Source organism: Chryseobacterium sp. NRRL B-14798, assembly GCF_050470705.1.
Lineage (GTDB): Bacteria > Bacteroidota > Bacteroidia > Flavobacteriales > Weeksellaceae > Chryseobacterium > Chryseobacterium cupriresistens.
In genome coordinates this window covers 4,716,343-4,732,500 of record NZ_JBFLUL010000005.1, presented here as the reverse complement: position 1 = coordinate 4,732,500, position 16,158 = coordinate 4,716,343, and the positions used below count along the sequence as shown (strand labels likewise).

Genomic DNA, 16,158 nt, shown 5'->3' with positions numbered 1-16,158 from the left:
AATGACAAAAAGCGGAAAAATAGAACTGATGTCTCCTGCAGGAGATTTCATATCACTTCAGGCGGCTATAGATAACGGTGCAGACTCTGTCTATTTTGGAGTTGAGCAGCTCAACATGCGTGCAAGAGCAACAATGAACTTCACCATTGATGACCTGCAGGAAATCGCCAGAAGATGTGCTGAAAAAGGAGTAAGAACGTATCTGACCCTTAACACCATCATCTATGATCATGATCTTTCTATCGTCAGAACACTTTTAGATAAAGCGAAGGAAGCCGGTCTTACAGCAGTGATTGCAATGGACCAGGCTGTAATTTCTTATGCAAGGCAAATTGGTATGGAGGTGCATATTTCCACCCAGATTAATATAACCAATATTGAAACCGTAAAATTCTATGCTCTTTTTGCTGATACCATGGTGATGAGCCGTGAATTAAGTATCAGCCAGATCAAAAAAATCTGTACTCAGATTGAAAAGGATCAGGTAAAAGGACCTTCTGGTCATCTTGTTGAAGTGGAGATTTTCGGACATGGTGCCTTATGTATGGCAGTATCCGGGAAATGCTATCTAAGTCTGCATTCCCATAATTCTTCAGCAAACAGAGGGGCCTGCAAACAGAACTGCCGGAAAAAATATACTGTGATTGATCAGGAGTCAGGTTTTGAAATTGAACTTGATAACGAATATATGATGTCTCCCAAAGACCTTTGTACGATTGGTTTCCTGAATCAGATTGTGGATGCCGGCGTGAAAGTCTTAAAGATAGAAGGAAGAGGAAGGGCTCCGGAATATGTAGCAACAGTTACAAAATGTTATAGAGAAGCAATTGACAGTATTGCGGAAGGAACGTTTTCTCAGGAAAAAGTGGATGAATGGATGAAACTTCTGGAGACCGTATACAACAGAGGCTTCTGGAGTGGATATTATCTTGGTCAGGAGCTGGGTGAGTGGTCTTCAAACTCCGGTTCCAGTGCAACACAAAAGAAGGTTTATATTGGAAAAGGAAGGCATTTCTATCCGAAATCCAATATCGCAGAATTTGTGGTTGAAGCCTATGATATTTCTGTAGGAGACAGTGTCCTTATACAGGGACCTACTACAGGATCACAGGAAATGGTCATCGAAAGTATGATCGTTGATGCGAAGACAGGGGCAGACAAGGCAACAAAGTCTGATGTGATTACTTTCCCTACGAAGTTCCGTGTACGGCCAAGTGACAAATTATATAAAATTGTTAAAGCGTAATGGTCATTGCTACACTTCAGAGAGATAAATGTATTGGTTGTAATTACTGTGTCGAATTTGCTCCGGAATATTTTAGAATGTCTAAAAAAGATGGTAAATCGGTATTGCTTAAGACGATTGATAAAAAAGGCTTCTACACGTTAAAAACACCAGACCACGAAGCGTTTGAATATTTGGAGAGAGCAGCCAACGCCTGTCCTGTGAAAATTATTTCTGTAAGAATCACTTAATCATTATGCTGAAAGCTGAGCTTAGAAAAAAATATACCCAAAAAAGGAAAGCCTTGTCTGCTGATGAGGCTTTTCTGTTATCTAAAAAGATTTTTGAGAATTTCATTCAACATTTTAAGCCAAAAGAATCAGAAAAAGTACACGTTTTTATCCCGATTCCGGCAAGGAAAGAAATTGATACCCAAATCTTCATTCAGTATTTTTTAGCACAGAATATCCGGGTGTATGTGCCTAAAATTGTTGGAGATAGGCTTATTAATATTGAGATCTCTGAAGATACTGCTTTTGAAACCAACAGTTGGGGGATTTCAGAACCTGTTTCCAATGAAGATTCTGGCGAAAAATACTTTCATTATGTGATTACGCCTTTGTTGTATTGTGACAAAAAAGGGAATAGAGTAGGCTATGGTAAAGGATTTTATGACAGATTGTTTCAAAGTATTTCTGAGGAGACAAAAAAAATCGGAGTCAATTATTTTGCCCCCGATGAATATGTGGATGATGTCTGGGAAAATGATATTCCTCTTGACTATTTGGTTACTCCTACCGAAGTGCTGTCTTTTTGAAGCGGTTTGGAATAAAAATCTAAAAAGTAGAATTTAAACTCTTTTTTAAGCTTTGATGTAGACAATAAGATGTATTGTGCATTCTTTTCAAAGCTTCCCAGAGACTTGTTTTTACTGTCAAAATATTCCACATTAAACCTGGCATAGTCTAGTGTATCTTTTTTATAAAAATCTTTATATACATTCAGATTGCTGACTTTCGCTGTTTTTACTTTCATGCTGTCCAGTTCCTTCAGCAATCTTTTAAATGTCAGTGAATCCGGTTTGTGAAAATAGCTTTCCATCTGGGAATAAATGACAGTATCTATTTCCGTATTTCTGTTTCCGCTGAGATATAGAGTAGACAGATCAAGAAGTTCCTGAACTTTCTGTTTGGTGATGGAATTAATCGCCTGCATGCTATCCATCTGTACGGCAGGATAGCTTTTTTCGTTGGTGCTGTTTCGTAGCTTATCGAGGTCGCTTACCTCTGAGGTTTTATTATTACAGGCAATAAATAATGTCAGAAGCACGGTGAAAATTAAAAAATTACTTATTCTTTTCATCTGTGGTAGCAATTTTAAATTTGATGGATACAATTTTACCTTTGGTATCCTTTTTCATTTCTATTACATTCAGGTTTTTCAGAGAGGTTGTTGGAGTCGTTACCAGCGTGATATACTTCTGCTTATCCAGCCTTTCAATGCCATAAGTATCATTATCATATACCTGATAAATTACTGCATTGTTGCTGATCAGGTTTTCAAGCTGATTTCTTTTTTGCTTGATAAGAGCAACCTGCTCATCCGGATTTCCTCCTTTGATGTCTTTTATAGAGAAATAATAAACCGCCATCTTATAATCATCCGGCTTTAATTCGATCTTTTCTTCTTCAGGAGCATTTTCAAGGTTCCTGTTCACTTCCAGAGGCTCATAGAAAGGAGCGCTGATTCGCATTTTTAGATTTTTATCCTTGGTAGAATAATAAAAACACTCTCCCGGCTTTATTTTATACATCAGCGGAGACTCATTTTCCTTCACCACCATTATTTCTAAAGTATTGATCACAGAAACTCCTCTGTCCTTATCAATGAAACAATATTTATAAGTTTTTGAAAAAAGTACATCTTTAAAACCTAAAAGACCGGTAATCGTAATCAAAACTGAAGTAACAAGTGCCCAGGCATTCTTTTTGAAGAAATTTTTCTTAGGCGGAACATCTGAAATTTCTATCTCATTTGTTATTGTTTTGTTTTGTGTAATTTGTTGGTTTTCAGTATTCGATTTTTGTAAATCAGTATTTTCTGGGGTCCTGATTTCAACTTTTTTAGGTTGAAGTTCAATTTTTGGAAGTTCAGGAGCTTCAGAAACTGTTTTTTCAAGTTCTTCGAGATCTTCGTCTTCAAAATTTTCATTTTCCTGAAGTAATTCACCCGCAAAAAGATGCTGTTTCTTGAAATCGTACCATGAGTTGTAACCCGCATAAATGCTCAATAAATTGAGCATGTCTATTCTTGGTAGTTTAGTAACCGGTGAAGTTTTAAAATAAGTGTAAAATGACTTTTCACTGATGTTTCCTTTCGCTTTTTTTCGAAGGTCTTCCTGAAAATATATAATATCTATACCCTTCCACTTGGATATGTCATCCTGCGAAGGGGTATATTCTTTTAAGTATTGACCCTGAACATCCTTTTTTAGCTGTTCAAAGTGTAATAGATCTAAATCTGTCAATTTTTCAAAAAATAATTAAATTGTTGATTATCAGCTATGTTTTTTTGTAAAACTATTTTACAAAGGTATTACAATTATTTTTCATAGACAAATTTTCTAACTGCTCTACCTTTGTCTTGTTCAAATAACAGAACAGAAGAAAATTTTATAAAACAATATTAACAAAATTAAATTTAATTTATTATGAAAAAGTCATTATTCGTAGCTGCTATCGCTGCAATCTCTCTAGTTGCTTGTAAAAAAACTGAAGCTACTGCTACTGAAGGTACAACTGATTCTGCTGCTGCTACTGTAGCTGATTCTGCTGCTGTAGTTTCTGATTCAGCTGCTAAAGTTGTTGATTCTGCTGCAACTACTGCTGTAGAAGCTACTAAAGATGCTGCTGCTGCTACTACTGCTGCTGGTGCTGAAGTTGCTAAAGATGCTGCTAAAGGTGCTGCTGACGCTGCTAAAGGAGCTGCTGATGCTGCTAAAGGAGCTGCTGATGCTGCTAAAGATGCTGCTAAGAAATAATTCTAGCATACGCTTAACAATAAAAGAACCGTTTCACCCAGTGAAACGGTTTTTTTATGCTTAGTCATTGCGAGCTAAAGGCGAAGCAATCTCTTTCATATCAAAATAAGATCTGGAATAGCTTATCCCTTCTTTTGTTTCAGAGATTCATAGCAGGTAATAGCTACCGCATTGCTCAGGTTCAAAGAATCAATACTTCCTGCCATCGGAATTAAAGTGTTTTTTCCTTTTCCGATCCAGAAGTCACTTAACCCGGAATGTTCCGTCCCGAATAATACGGCAGAACGCTGTCTGAAATCTCTTTGATAAAGGTCTTCAGCACTTTCGTCCATCAGCGTAGTGTAGATATTAAAACTGTTTTTCTGCAGGAATTCCAATGTTTCCGTATTTTCAGCCTGATAGACTTCCATTCCGAACAGGCATCCTACACTGGATCTGATCACATTAGGGTTGTAGAAATCGGTTTTCCCGTCAGCAACAATCAAGGCATCAATACCAAATGCCTCACAGCTTCTTAAAATAGCACCAAGATTTCCTGGCTTTTCTACACCTTCAACAATAATTACCGTAGAATCTTTTTTAGGAACAAATGATGAAAGTGAATTTTCTTTGGTATGGTAAATGCCGATAATTCCTTCGGAACTTCCTCTGTAAGCGATTTTTTCATATACCTTCTCACTTACATAATGGATTTTTCCATCGGGAAGAGTTCCTTTAAAGATATTTTCAGAGATAAAGAACTCCAGCGGCTCAAAATCATACTGCATGGCTCTTTCATTTTCCTGCTGGCCTTCTACTACAAAAACTTTTGATTTTTTACGAAACCTGTTGTCAGTAAGAAGCTTAGTGACATTTTTTATTTTATCGTTTTGAAAACTTTCTATCAACATGCTGCAAAATTATGTAAAATTTATGATTGAACTTCTCTGGTTTTAATAAAAAGGTTTTTCCACGATATTTCAAATGGACTGTATTTTTCCATTTTAAAAATGAGAATGGTTATAAAGGTATGATGATTAGCTTTCCTGAGATTTAACTTTCTGATGGTTCAATAAGATTACTATTGTCAATAAGACTTTGTGGCAGCTCTTTTTTATTTTTAATTCCTAATGATTTCAATTTCTGAGTCTGGATCACCAGGTTGTCATTTCCGGTATGAAGCTGTTTGTAAGCATCATTGAATACATTTTTCGCCTGATCCAGATTTCGTCCTACTTTTTCCAGATTTTCTACAAAACCTACAAATTTGTCGTACAGTCTGGCACCGCGTTCCGCAATTTCAATAGAGTTTCTGTTCTGATATTCACGTTTCCAAAGATCGGCAATCAGTTTTAGGGAAGTAATCAGGTTACTTGGATTCAGTAGCAGAATTCTTCTTTCATAGGCATAGTTCCAAAGATTCTGGTCTGCCTGCATTGCCGCAATATAAGCCGGTTCACTCGGAATAAACATCATCACGAAATCCAGTGATTTTCCATAGTCATCGTATGCTTTTTGACTGAGTTGATTAATATGATTCTTGATAGATCCGAGGTGCTGGCTCAGTTTTATGGCGTAAACATCAGCATCAGTTTCGTCAACCAATTCTGTGAAAGCAGTCAGAGATACTTTAGAATCAATGATGACATTTCTTTCATCCGGGTATTTTACAACAGCATCAGGACGCATTTTCTTTCCGGAGAATTCAGAAAATAAAGCTTTATTGTCTTCATCGCGCAATTCAAGTTCGAGAAAATATTCTCTTCCTTTTACCAATCCTGATTTTTCAAGAATACTTTCCAGAATCATCTCGCCCCAGTTTCCCTGAGTTTTGCTTTCTCCTTTCAGGGCACGGGTTAATTTTTTGGCATCTTCGGAAATCTGCTGGTTCAGTTCTGCCAGTTCTTTCACCTTTTCTGCAAGGGAGAAACGTTCTTTATTTTCCTTTTCGTAAGCTTCGTTGACTCTATTTTTTAAATCCGCGATTTTCTCCTGAAAAGGTTCAAGGATATTTTTTAAGTTATTTTGATTTAAGGTAGTAAACTTTTCAGTTTTTTCTTCTAAAATTTTATTGGCAAGATTTTCAAACTGAAGTTTAGAATCTTCCTGAATTTTAACAATTTCTTCTTTCTGGGTGTCAAGAGATTGTTGAAGACCTTCATTTTTGGCAGAAAGTTCAGAGTTTTTAGCATAAAGAGTCTGTTTTTCAAGAATGTGAGTTTCTATCTGAGAAGTCTGCCTCTGATTGATTTGTTTTAACTCCTGAAACTGAAGATTTAAGGATGAATATTCGGCAGAGATTTTAGAAAATTCATTTTTAAGGTCATCCAATAGATCCTGCTGCAGCATATTGGCTTCTTTCTCTTTACTGATGATTTGATTAAGCTCCTGAATTTTCTGGTTTGAATTTTCAAGATCAGATTGGGTTTTAATGGATAAAGTGTTCAGTGCATCATAAGAACTTCTTGAAACCATTGACGATTTTAGTACAAAGTATAGTATAACAGCGCCCAGTACACCACCGGCAATCAATCCAATAATTAAATATATCATCTCCATCTTCCAAAATTATGAAAAAAGGTCGGAAGCTGGAAGCGGGATGTTGGAAGTTCCTTTTGGACAAATAAGAACTGATTTTTTTTACAATTAAATTCAATGTTTTTTAAAGGGAAGTAATATGGAAACAATCGCTTTATAAAATTCCATTACCTCTCGCTTCCGGCCCCCAGCTTTCTTTCTGAATTAGAATACCTATATTTATGGGAAATTTCAGAGACTTATGAATATTTTGCTGGTAGAAGATGATCAAAGAATCAGTAATTTCCTGATAAAAGGCCTTTCCGAGGCTGGCTATAATACAACCCTGGCAGATTCCGGGGAAAATGCACGTGAGCTTCTTCATACCTATGATTTTGATATTATTTTAATGGATATTATGCTTCCCGGACTGGATGGCATGCAGTTGACACAAATTATCAGATTTAAAGGAAACTATACTCCGATTTTGGTTTTAAGTGCCCTGAACAGTCCTGATGATAAAATCAAAATGCTCGATATGGGTGCTGATGATTATTTATCCAAACCCTTCCATTTTGAAGAATTGATTTCAAGGATTAAAGCTTTAACCAGAAGAAATAAAATGAGCTACCAAAAGGAGGATCAATATTTATCATGCGGAAATATTGTGATTGATACTGATCTTCATAAAGTAACTCAGAATGATAAGGAAATAGAATTTTCCCCTACGGAATACAAACTGTTTACTTTTCTGATGGAGAATAAAAATAAAGTGTTGAGCAGAACCCAGATTTTACATAAGGTATGGGGAATTGATTTCGATAATACAACGAATGTAGTGGATGTTTATATTTCCTATGTCCGTAATAAGATTGATGAGACAGAACAGAAAATTATTCATACAGTAAAAGGAACCGGATATTTGATCAAAGACTGAAGATGACGCTAAGAAGTAGATTTACCCTTATTTCAAGCCTCTCATTTGGCATCGTTTCTATCATCACATCTGCGGTGATATTTTTTGCCTATTATGACAGTACCAAGATTTTCTATTTTGAAAAGCTCAGAAATACGGCTCTTATCTCTGCTATTTATTATCTTGAAAAGGATGAACTCCCGAAAGACCGACATGCCCAGATTAAAAAAGAATACAACCATCTGATTCAGAATAACAGGGTAGCGGTTTATAATCAGAATAATGAAGTTACCTTTGGACATAACCTTAACGATAAGAATATAAAGCTTTCCCATTTGCAGGCTGTCCGAAAAAACAAAGGAATACAGTTTATGTCTGATAATCAATTCTACTACGGAATTTTTTATCCTGATAACCAAGGTGACTTTGTGGTTTTTGTGAAGTCTTCCAACGATTCTTTCCAGTCGCAGATCCTGAGATTGGCTATTATCATGCTTTCGGTGCTGGTAATTGGACTGCTTGCCATCTATTTCCTGAGCAGATATCTTTCCAAGGTAGTTTATAAACCTATTTCCAATGTGGTGGAACGTATCAATAAAGTGGAATATGATAACATTTCTACGGCAATTATTACTTCCGCGAATACCAATGATGAAATTGAAGATCTCATTAAATCTTATAATAAACTACTGGGCAGAATTTCCGAAAATGTGCTCTTACAGCAGAACTTTATCAATTATGTTTCTCATGAATTTAAAACTCCTTTAGCAGCAATTTCTGGAAACCTGGAAGTATTTGCTCAAAAAGACCGTACACCGGAGGAATATAGTGAAGTAGCCAAAGAGTCATTGGAAAATGTATATGAGATTGAAAATATTCTCAACAATCTTTTGCTGATGTCCGGAATGACCAAACTGGAATCATCTCACAAACTCATGAGAGTGGATGAGCTGATCTGGAAGATTTATGCAAAACTGGAACCCAAAGCAAAAGAAAACCATTCATCTATCAAAATACAGCTTCAGGTAACAAAACCTGCTTTACTGGAATTCCCTGGAAACGAAACACTTCTCTACCTGGCGTTATATAATATTGTAGAAAATGCCATCAAATATTCCTATGACAAACCTATAGTGATCACATTATCTGAAATGAACAGTCAGTTGTACATTGAGGTCAGAGATGAAGGAAGAGGAATTCCTGCTGATGATCTTGTGAAAATATCAGAGACTTTCTATAGAGGAAAAAATGTAGATGCTGTAAAAGGCAGCGGAATTGGTTTATCGCTTTCAAAAAGTATTTTTGATCATCATCATATTATCATGAAAATTGATTCTACGGTCAATGTGGGAACTAATGTTCTCCTGGAATTTCCTACCCATTCATAATCGTGTTATTTGTGAAAAGATTTGTGTTTTTCGTGTTTTAAAAAAGTTCTAATCAAACTCTAATGTTGAACTAACCGAATTTTAATTTTCTTTACAATTCCCTCTAATATTAGACAAATAGCTTTGTGGTCTTAAATAAGAGACCCTTGAAGAAGCTATTTTTTACACTATTTTATATTCCCTGTTTCAGTTTCTTTTCTGCACAGATTTCAGACACCATGAAAATCAGCAGAAAGGAGGCTGAAACTATTTTTCTGGCTAAAAACCTTGACCTTATTGCACAGAAGCTTGAAATTTCACAAGCCGAGGCAAGAGCTGTTCAGGCTAAATACTGGCCTAATCCTACATTGAGTATCAGTGAGGTTAATTTATGGAGAACCTATGACATCGAAGAACAGCCTGCGCTTATCAGAAACTGGGGAAAAAGCACCCAGATTTCGGCAGAGATCGAACAGGTGATTCAGACGGCAGGGAAGAGAAGAAAAAATATTGAACTTCAGAAAATAGAAGTGGAGGGAGAGAAGTATGAACTGCAGGAAGTTTTACGTGAACTTAAAAAGACCCTCAGGAATACGATTACTGAAATTCTTTATAATCAGGAACAGCAAAAGATCTATCAGGGACAGATTGCTTCCATTGAGAAATTAACAAAATCCTATAATAATCAATTAAACCTCGGGAATATCAGTAAAGCTGAATATGTCCGCTTAAAAGCACAGGAAATTGAATTCAAAAAGAAACTGGTTTCATTGAAGCAGGAAATCGAAGACCAGCAGGTAGAACTGAAAGCTTTATTAATGCTGCCTTCTCAAACGTATCTGGAGATTTCAGATTCATTTGTTATGCCCGAAAAACAACTATCAGAACTGGAAGTTACTCAATGGATGGAAAAAGCAAAAGAAAACCGTCCCGATATCATGATCTCCAAAAATAAAGAGAAACACGCTGCCAAAAATCTGGAAATTCAAAATGCCATGAAAACACCTGATGTTGCAGTTTCTATAGGATATGACCGCGGAGGAAATATCATGAAAGATTTTATAGGACTGGGGGTTTCTATGGATCTCCCCATTTTTGACCGTAACAAAGGGAATATTCAGGAAGCTAAGCTTGAGATTGAAAAAAGCAAACTGGAGACCCGCAAAAACATGATGAAATCTGATAACGAAATTGTATCTGTTTTCAGAAACTATATCAGAACACAACAGGTCTCACAAGAAATTGATGAAAATTATGAATCTACGCTGGATGGTCTGTTGGTGAGCCATGAGAAAAACTTCAGACTAAGAAATATCAGCATGCTTGAATATATGGATTTCCTGGATACCTATATCGGAAATAAAATGATCATCCTGGACACTAAAAAAGAATTGAATCAATACTACGAAAACCTGCAGTATGTTGTAGGACAAGATTTATAAGATATGAACAAGAATATGAACCCATACATTGCTGCGGCTTACCTGTCTGCCCTCGTCATTTTTACAGGCTGTGCCGAAAAAGTAGAAAATAAAGAAACCGAAAAAGCCTATTGCATCAGCAAAGAACTTAAACAAGAGATTAAACTGGCCAAAGCAGAAATGCTTCCTATACAAGAAAGTATCACCCTTACCGGGGAAGTGGAAAGTAATTCTGATAAGACAGTTCCTTTTGTAAGTCTTGTAGACGGAGTGGTAATAGATACTTATTTCTCTCTTGGTGATTATGTGAAAAAAGGACAAACGCTGGCTAGTGTAAAAAGTACAGCCGTTAACGAAATGCAGGATGATACCCAGACCCTACAGGCGCAGTTGGCTGTTGCGAAAAGAAAACTTTCTTCTGTAGAAGCCATGTATAAAGATGATATTGCCTCCCAGAAAGATTTGCAGGAAGCAAGATCAGAAGTAGCCATATTACAATCCAATATTTCCAAAACACAGAAAAATATGCAGCTGTATTCCGCAGGAGGAAGCACGATTCAGATAAAAGCACCTGCGGACGGATATGTTATCTCGAAGAATATTTCAAAAGGAATGCCTGTTACTGCCGGAGGAGATCAGCTCTTTACGATTTCCAATCTGGATAAGGTATGGGTAATGGCCAATGTGTATGCCACCAATATGAGACACGTTTATGTGGATCAGCCGGTAGTGGTCAAAACGCTTGCTTATCCTGATGATAGTTTTTCGGGGAAGATTAATACTATTTCCCAGGTTTTCAATGAAAATGAAAGAGTACTCAAAGCCAAAATCATTATGGATAATAACGGAATGAAGCTGAGACCAGGAATGTCTGCAGATGTAGTATTGCCAGTAAATTCACAAAATAAAAGCGCATTGGCTATTCCTGCGAAAGCCTTAATCTTTGATAATAACCAAAGCTATGTAGTGGTTTACAAAAAAGACTGTGAACTGGAGATAAGACCCGTAACAGAAATTGCTTCCAACAGTCAGTATATTTATGTAGAAGGCAATTTAAAACCAGGTGAAAATGTCATTGCTTCCAACGGGCTGCTGATTTATGAAAACCTGAAAAACCAATTAAATAATTCCACGAAGTAATGCGAAAATTTGTACAGAATATAGTTTCCTTCTCTTTAAAAAACTCACTGATTGTTCTTTTGGGAACTTTTCTATTGCTGGCCGGAGGAATCTATTCCTATCTGCATACACCCATTGAAGCATTTCCGGATGTTACCAATACAAGGGTAAGGGTTATTACCCAGTGGCCGGGAAGAAGTGCTGAAGAAATAGAGAAATTCGTCACATTACCCATTTCAAAGGAAATGAATGCCATTCCGAACAAAACTTCGGTACGTTCTATTTCCTTATTCGGATTGTCTGTGGTGACGGTTATTTTTGATGATCATGTCAATGATTTTTATGCCCAGCAATATGCTTCCAATAAACTCGGAAATGTAGAACTTCCTGTCGGAGCAGAATACAGCATTGAGCCTCCTTCGGGAGCTACCGGTGAAATTTACAGATATATTATCAAGAGTAAACTTCCCATCAAAGAAGTAACAGCCATTCAGGATTGGGTGGTAGAAAGAGAGTTGCTGGCTGTTCCCGGTGTTGCGGATGTGGTAAGCTTTGGTGGAGAAGAAAAAACATATGAAATAAAAATTAATCCTACGGAATTACACAATTACGACCTTTCCCCCCTGGATGTGTATGAAGCAGTTTCTAGAAGTAATATCAATGTAGGAGGAGATGTAGTAGCAAAAGGTGATCAGGCTTATGTAGTGCGGGGGATCGGTCTTTTGGAGAAGAAAGAAGATATTGAGAATATTCAGATCGAGGTAAAAGGTTCTACACCTATTCTGGTGAAACATGTAGCTGAAGTAAAAGTTTCAGCAAAACCAAGATTGGGACAGGTAGGATACAACAAAGAAAATGATGTGGTAGAAGGAATTGTGATTATGCTTCGGGGTGAAAATCCAAGCGAAGTCATTGCAAGGCTGAAAGACAGAATAGAAGAACTGAATGGAGGAGAATTGCCGGGAGATGTCCAGATTGTTCCGATCATCGACCGTACGGAGCTTGTGAATACTACAGTGCATACGGTTTCTAAAAATCTTATTGAAGGAGTCATTCTGGTTTCCATCATTGTATTTATTTTCCTTTACAACTGGAGAACAACTTTCATCGTGGCATCAGTAATTCCTTTGGCTTTTCTGTTCGCTATTATTATGCTTAAAATTCAGGGATTGCCGGCCAATCTTATTTCCATGGGGGCGCTGGATTTCGGATTGCTTCTGGAAGGAACGCTGGTTATCGTGGAACATGTCTTTGTCGCCCTCGAACTTAAAGCGAAAAAGATAGGACTGCGCAGATTCAATAAAATTTCAAAACTCGGAATCATCAAGAAAAGTGCGGGAAGCGTAGCGAGCTATATTTTCTTCGCATTATTGATTCTTATTGTTGCTTTGATGCCGATCTTCTCTTTCCAGAAAGTAGAAGGTAAGATGTTCTCTCCATTAGCATTTACACTTGGGTATGCACTATTAGGATCATTGATCTTAAGTTTAACGTATGTTCCGGCAATGTGTAAGCTGTTATTGACTAAAAATATCGAAGAAAAAGAAAACTTTATTTCAAGATTCTTCAAAGTCAATATCTATAGAATCTACGAGTTCAGTGACCGCCACAAAAAAGGATTCATTGTTGGTTTCGTTGCTTTGCTTGCCGTGTGTGGATGGAGATTTTCCAATTATGGATCCGAGTTTTTACCCAAACTGAACGAAGGCGCAATTTATGTAAGAGCAACCCTTCCCAACAGTGTCAATCTGGATGAATCTGTAAGACTGACTAAAGAAATGAAGGAAATTCTCATGAAGTATGATGAAGTAAAATTTGTCATGACCCAGACAGGCCGTCCCAATGACGGAACCGATCCCACCGGGTTCTTTAATATCGAATTTAATATTCAGCTGAAACCGGAAAATGAATGGAAGAAAAAAATATCCAAAGAAGAACTTCTTGAAGAAATGAGAGTCTCCTTTGAGAGATTTCCAGGTATCAATTTTGGATTCAGCCAGCCGATACAGGATAACGTGGAAGAATATGTGGCAGGAGTAAAAGCTCCGCTGGTTATTAAAATTTTCGGAAATGATTTATTTGAGCTGGAAAATTACGCCAATAAAGTAGCTAATTCCATCAGAACCGTTCCGGGAATATCGGACGTGAATGTTTTCAAAAATATCGGACTTCCGGAGCTGAGAATACAGCTTCACGATTCCAAAATGGCAAAATATGGAGTCTCCACAGCAGATGCACAGGCCGTCATCGAAATGACCATTGGAGGTCAGGCAGCCACCAAATTTTACGAAGAAGAAAGAATGTTTGACGTAATGCTCAGGTTTGAAAAAGATTACAGAGATACGCCTGAAAAGATGGGAAATATTCTCATCCCGACTCAGGACAATAAAAAAGTTCCGCTGAAAGAAATTGCAACCATTGATTATCATACGGGGCCATCATTTATTTACCGTGAAGGAAACAGCAGATATATCGGAGTTGGATTTAATATTGAAGGACGCGATCTGGGAAGTACCATCAAGGAAGCCAAAGCGAAAGTAGATCAAGAAGTGAAGCTTCCGAAAAAGCATAAAATGACATGGGCCGGAGAATTTGAAAGTAAAGAAAGAGCCGCAAAACAGCTGGCTATGGTAGTACCGATTTCTTTAGTTCTTATTCTGATGCTGTTGTACTTCAATTTCGGAAATATAAAAGATACGCTGATTTCATCCATTACACTCGCTTTTGCATTCATCGGAGGTTTTTTATCCCTTTGGTTTACGGGAACCATCTTTGGAATTTCAGCGGGAATCGGGTTTATCATCCTGTTTGGAGTGGCTACCATAGACGGTATCGTACTCATTGGAGTGATGAAAGAAAATCTGCAAAACAGAATGTCACTCAAAGAATCCATAGCTCAGGGAGTGAAAAGCAGAATCCGCCCGGTGGTGATGATTGCCCTGATGGGTTCTATGGGACTTCTTCCGGCAGCCATGTCGAATGGAATGGGATCGGAAATTCAGAAACCTTTAGCCATTATGATTGTAGGAGGATTAATTATCTGTATGCTGCTTTCATTTACAGTGTTACCAATTATTTTCCATTATGCCTATCGCAAAAAGTATAAGGAAGCCATATAGTTTCTTTCATTTTGTTCATTATGAGGCCGGGATCCGTGAGGAAGATCCCGGCCTTTTTTTACGAATTTTTTGTAGCTTCTAAAATCTCAATATTTTTTACCACATCACTGCTCTCACATTTTTTTAGTTCTTTTAAAAGAGCAGGAGTGAGGATCTTCGGGTTCAGAATTTGGGTGGCAACTTTTGCAGCGGCGTAATCTACAATACCGATCACCGATTCCCTTAAGAAATTAGGAGTATTGGAGGCAATGACTGCCGTTGCCCAGGAAGTGTCTCTTGCTTTGGATATGGCAAAATCAAGGACAGCATTATCCTTTCCGTTGGAGAGTTGGTCAACAAGATCTACAGGATAACAGATTTTGTTCAGCGAATTCTGTACATTCTGATTAATGGATGCAATGACATTATTAATGTTCTCAAAATCTTTTTTCAAAGGGTTTATTTTCCGGTAAGGCATAATAGAAGCGGCAGAAACACCAAGGTCCAGGTTAATGTGAGCATTCATACCAAGAAATATATGCTGTAATATTAAAAGATTCCTGTTTTTAGCAGCTTCAAAAGCGATGTACCATGAGTTGGTGCATCTTTCATTTTTACTGTAGCTTTCCCATGCCTGAAGATATCTTTGTGCAAAAGCAATATCAAGCAATGTCATTCTGGGATTATCTTCAAATTTTTTCTGCTGAATTCCTTTCAGAACCTGTGCGGTCATAATTCTGTAGGTACAGGCAAAATATCCTGCCGGACTTTTGTTTTTTTTACACCAGATAATAATTTCATCCAGTTTTTTAAGAACTTCGTCAATGGTTTTCATGATGGTTTTTTGTTATTTAAAGATACTAAAAAAGAGGCGTCTCAAAATTGTCATTCTGAACGAAATGTAATGTAGTGAAGAATCTCATGTAGTTGTTTATCAGTCAGATTCTTCCTTCGTCAGAAATCGAAGATTCGACGTAGTCAATGACAAAAGCCAATTGTTTGACTTTTGAGACAGCCTCTTTATGTATTGTTATTCTGATTATGGGGTGATGATAACCGGATCAGTGATGATAATCGGATCTGGAAAAGGTTCAAGAATCAGTGGCTTGCACATGGCAGCCGGTTGGCAGGTTCCTCCCATGCATATAAAATTGGTCATGGTAGTAGTGCCGTCAGGACATCTGATCATGCCTTCACCAGGGCATCCTCCGGGACATTCTGCCGGATATAGGGTTCCGCCGAATACATCTTTCAGCTCTGTTCTCGAAAGTTTTGTAATGTTTAATTTTTTCATGAGTTTTTTAATTATGGTGTTGATTGATGGTTAACTTGTTGGTAATTAGTTTAATAATACTAATTGTCAATAAGCTAAAATAGTTAAATTAATTCATCGAAACAAAGTGTATTAATTAAAATTTTTAATTTATTTACATATAATTGTTTGAAATGTAATGAATTAAAAAATAAATTGTATAT

The 16,158-nt window shown here is 37.1% G+C and carries 15 protein-coding genes; 9 read left to right on the top strand and 6 right to left on the bottom strand.

Features of this window, described 5'->3' with window-relative positions:
- Position 1 precedes the first annotated feature (1 nt).
- Genes AB1278_RS21760 through AB1278_RS21750 form a run of 3 tightly spaced genes read left to right on the top strand, consistent with a single transcriptional unit; the run spans position 2 to position 2,042 of the window.
- Positions 2–1,246, top strand: a complete 1,245-nt coding sequence (locus AB1278_RS21760; protein WP_429816973.1) for a peptidase U32 family protein — start codon at positions 2–4, stop codon at positions 1,244–1,246.
- Positions 1,246–1,476 (top strand): ferredoxin, encoded by a 231-nt coding sequence (locus AB1278_RS21755; protein WP_062673534.1) that lies wholly within the window; start codon positions 1,246–1,248, stop codon positions 1,474–1,476. Before AB1278_RS21760 ends, AB1278_RS21755 begins: the two co-directional genes overlap by 1 nt.
- Positions 1,477–1,481: 5 nt before the next feature.
- Positions 1,482–2,042, top strand: coding sequence for a 5-formyltetrahydrofolate cyclo-ligase (locus tag AB1278_RS21750; RefSeq protein WP_429816970.1), 561 nt, complete (start codon positions 1,482–1,484; stop codon positions 2,040–2,042).
- On the opposite strand, the gene AB1278_RS21745 is transcribed toward AB1278_RS21750, so the two are convergent.
- On the bottom strand, positions 2,006–2,587 hold the full coding sequence (locus AB1278_RS21745) for a hypothetical protein (RefSeq protein WP_202840883.1): 582 nt from the start codon (positions 2,585–2,587) through the stop codon (positions 2,006–2,008). The genes AB1278_RS21750 and AB1278_RS21745 overlap by 37 nt on opposite strands.
- Positions 2,571–3,752, bottom strand: coding sequence for a hypothetical protein (locus AB1278_RS21740; protein WP_202840881.1), 1,182 nt, complete (start codon positions 3,750–3,752; stop codon positions 2,571–2,573). Before AB1278_RS21740 ends, AB1278_RS21745 begins: the two co-directional genes overlap by 17 nt.
- Before the next feature lie 183 nt (positions 3,753–3,935).
- On the opposite strand from AB1278_RS21740, the gene AB1278_RS21735 reads away from it, so the two are divergent.
- Positions 3,936–4,265, top strand: a complete 330-nt coding sequence (locus tag AB1278_RS21735; protein ID WP_034694620.1) for a hypothetical protein — start codon at positions 3,936–3,938, stop codon at positions 4,263–4,265.
- A gap of 122 nt (positions 4,266–4,387) precedes the next feature.
- Here AB1278_RS21735 and AB1278_RS21730 read toward each other — a convergent pair whose 3' ends face one another.
- Together AB1278_RS21730 and rmuC are read right to left on the bottom strand one after the other, a co-directional pair.
- Positions 4,388–5,155 carry a TrmH family RNA methyltransferase gene (locus tag AB1278_RS21730; protein ID WP_343642463.1) on the bottom strand — a complete coding sequence of 256 codons (768 nt, stop codon included), beginning with the start codon at positions 5,153–5,155 and terminating at the stop codon, positions 4,388–4,390.
- 142 nt (positions 5,156–5,297) lie between these two features.
- Positions 5,298–6,803, bottom strand: coding sequence for a DNA recombination protein RmuC (rmuC, locus tag AB1278_RS21725; RefSeq protein ID WP_202840876.1), 1,506 nt, complete (start codon positions 6,801–6,803; stop codon positions 5,298–5,300).
- A 220-nt stretch (positions 6,804–7,023) separates the two neighbouring features.
- Between rmuC and AB1278_RS21720 the strand changes: the two genes are divergently transcribed.
- The 5 genes from AB1278_RS21720 to AB1278_RS21700 all read left to right on the top strand — a co-directional run bounded on the left by AB1278_RS21720 (position 7,024) and on the right by AB1278_RS21700 (position 14,703).
- Positions 7,024–7,698, top strand: a complete 675-nt coding sequence (locus AB1278_RS21720; protein WP_202840875.1) for a response regulator transcription factor — start codon at positions 7,024–7,026, stop codon at positions 7,696–7,698.
- Positions 7,699–7,700: 2 nt separating this feature from the next.
- Positions 7,701–9,065 (top strand): ATP-binding protein, encoded by a 1,365-nt coding sequence (locus AB1278_RS21715; RefSeq protein WP_429816964.1) that lies wholly within the window; start codon positions 7,701–7,703, stop codon positions 9,063–9,065.
- Between the two features lie 146 nt (positions 9,066–9,211).
- On the top strand, positions 9,212–10,486 hold the full coding sequence (locus AB1278_RS21710; protein ID WP_343642469.1) for a TolC family protein: 1,275 nt from the start codon (positions 9,212–9,214) through the stop codon (positions 10,484–10,486).
- A gap of 3 nt (positions 10,487–10,489) precedes the next feature.
- On the top strand, positions 10,490–11,605 hold the full coding sequence (locus AB1278_RS21705) for an efflux RND transporter periplasmic adaptor subunit (protein WP_429816961.1): 1,116 nt from the start codon (positions 10,490–10,492) through the stop codon (positions 11,603–11,605).
- Complete coding sequence (locus AB1278_RS21700) at positions 11,605–14,703, top strand: efflux RND transporter permease subunit (RefSeq protein ID WP_429816958.1); 3,099 nt, start codon at positions 11,605–11,607, stop codon at positions 14,701–14,703. Before AB1278_RS21705 ends, AB1278_RS21700 begins: the two co-directional genes overlap by 1 nt.
- Positions 14,704–14,761: 58 nt before the next feature.
- Here AB1278_RS21700 and AB1278_RS21695 read toward each other — a convergent pair whose 3' ends face one another.
- A complete protein-coding gene (locus tag AB1278_RS21695; protein ID WP_429816955.1) occupies positions 14,762–15,517 on the bottom strand; it encodes a DUF5995 family protein in 756 nt (251 codons plus the stop codon).
- Positions 15,518–15,721: 204 nt separating this feature from the next.
- Positions 15,722–15,976: a hypothetical protein gene (locus tag AB1278_RS21690; protein WP_227940949.1), complete on the bottom strand. Its 255-nt coding sequence runs from the start codon at positions 15,974–15,976 to the stop codon at positions 15,722–15,724.
- Positions 15,977–16,158 lie beyond the last annotated feature (182 nt).

What these genes read in the sequence shown, in the direction of transcription:
- AB1278_RS21760 (WP_429816973.1), top strand. Translation starts at nt 2, where the DNA reads ATGACAAAAAGCGGAAAAATAGAACTGATGTCTCCTGCAGGAGATTTC.
- AB1278_RS21755 (WP_062673534.1), top strand. Translation starts at nt 1,246, where the DNA reads ATGGTCATTGCTACACTTCAGAGAGATAAATGTATTGGTTGTAATTAC.
- AB1278_RS21750 (WP_429816970.1), top strand. Translation starts at nt 1,482, where the DNA reads ATGCTGAAAGCTGAGCTTAGAAAAAAATATACCCAAAAAAGGAAAGCC.
- AB1278_RS21745 (WP_202840883.1), bottom strand. Translation starts at nt 2,587, where the DNA reads ATGAAAAGAATAAGTAATTTTTTAATTTTCACCGTGCTTCTGACATTA.
- AB1278_RS21735 (WP_034694620.1), top strand. Translation starts at nt 3,936, where the DNA reads ATGAAAAAGTCATTATTCGTAGCTGCTATCGCTGCAATCTCTCTAGTT.
- AB1278_RS21730 (WP_343642463.1), bottom strand. Translation starts at nt 5,155, where the DNA reads ATGTTGATAGAAAGTTTTCAAAACGATAAAATAAAAAATGTCACTAAG.
- rmuC (WP_202840876.1), bottom strand. Translation starts at nt 6,803, where the DNA reads ATGGAGATGATATATTTAATTATTGGATTGATTGCCGGTGGTGTACTG.
- AB1278_RS21720 (WP_202840875.1), top strand. Translation starts at nt 7,024, where the DNA reads ATGAATATTTTGCTGGTAGAAGATGATCAAAGAATCAGTAATTTCCTG.
- AB1278_RS21715 (WP_429816964.1), top strand. Translation starts at nt 7,701, where the DNA reads ATGACGCTAAGAAGTAGATTTACCCTTATTTCAAGCCTCTCATTTGGC.
- AB1278_RS21705 (WP_429816961.1), top strand. Translation starts at nt 10,490, where the DNA reads ATGAACAAGAATATGAACCCATACATTGCTGCGGCTTACCTGTCTGCC.
- AB1278_RS21700 (WP_429816958.1), top strand. Translation starts at nt 11,605, where the DNA reads ATGCGAAAATTTGTACAGAATATAGTTTCCTTCTCTTTAAAAAACTCA.
- AB1278_RS21695 (WP_429816955.1), bottom strand. Translation starts at nt 15,517, where the DNA reads ATGAAAACCATTGACGAAGTTCTTAAAAAACTGGATGAAATTATTATC.
- AB1278_RS21690 (WP_227940949.1), bottom strand. Translation starts at nt 15,976, where the DNA reads ATGAAAAAATTAAACATTACAAAACTTTCGAGAACAGAGCTGAAAGAT.